The sequence below is a fragment of the Vibrio pacinii DSM 19139 genome (assembly GCF_000711795.1).
Classification (GTDB): Bacteria; Pseudomonadota; Gammaproteobacteria; order Enterobacterales; family Vibrionaceae; genus Vibrio; species Vibrio pacinii.
The window spans coordinates 1-1034 of record NZ_JONH01000058.1; the positions used below are offsets into that span (position 1 = coordinate 1).

Here is a 1034-nt window from a genome sequence, read left to right on the forward strand (position 1 = left end):
ACGCTCGGCATTTTCAGCTTACTTTGGGTTAAGTGTTAATGTCACAATGGTTTAGGCAGGGTGGTTGGCGTTGCTCACCACTTAACGCGGCGTTATGCGTACTAATCAAAAACTCACGTTACATGTTTATTTATACAGTTGCTTTGTGTATTCTCCGAATGTAATAAAAGGAGATGTACATCATGACAATAACATACGAAGCAAAAGTCCCTAGCCCATCAGAATTTTGCGAAATGAGAGTGAAGGCAGGTCTGTCTCCAAAGTCATTAAAAGCTGCCACTATTGCTTTGCCAAATAGCTTGTACGCTATCTCGGTTCGAGATGATGAAGTTCTAATTGCGATGGGTCGGGTAGTTGGAGACGGTGCATGTAACTTTGAAGTCGTGGATGTTGCAGTTGATCCAAGCTATCAAGGTCAAGGGTTAGGCCGGAAGGTCATGGAACATATAGATAACTATTTGTCGTCGGTTGCTCTCGAAGGCTCTTATGTTTCAATGATCGCAGATGAGCCAGTGTTTTACGAAAAATTAGGGTACAAGCTTGTTTCTCCATCCAGCCAAGGAATGACGAAAAAATTCAAGCCGCACGCATAACAAGCAATTTAAGAGGGATTCACAACGCTCGGCATTTTTGCTTCTACTTCAAATTTAGTGTTTATGGCACAATGCTTTAGGTTTGGATGGAGGCGTTGTTCACCCCTTAATTGGGCGTTAGTTGCCAGCGGAAAAAACGCAGCTAAAGCAGAAAAATTAAGGCTAATGAATCGTGCAATTTTGCTCTGTTTTGTGTCTGGGTGTGTTGTTTGATGAAATTGAGTCCGATTTTTAGTGTTGTGGTTTTGTTTTGCCGTTTCAGACGCGAATGTAGTCGTTGAAAGTCAGCTTTATGACATTGCCTTTCCAAAAGGTTTTTTTGGTGCTTTTAGTCAGTTTTTTACGGTGTTGTAAGTTCCAAGTGGTTTCAGTGACAGGCGCTTTGAAACTGCGCCTGATTTGAGTTTTTCAACGCGTTCAAAATCGGTGTTGGCAAAGTGG

The 1034-nt window shown here is 42.1% G+C and carries 1 protein-coding gene; it reads left to right on the forward strand.

Annotated features, from left to right (window positions below):
* Positions 1-182 precede the first annotated feature (182 nt).
* Positions 183-593 carry a GNAT family N-acetyltransferase gene (locus BS19_RS15020; protein ID WP_038176362.1) on the forward strand — a complete coding sequence of 137 codons (411 nt, stop codon included), beginning with the start codon at positions 183-185 and terminating at the stop codon, positions 591-593.
* The last annotated feature ends 441 nt before the right edge of the window (positions 594-1034 follow it).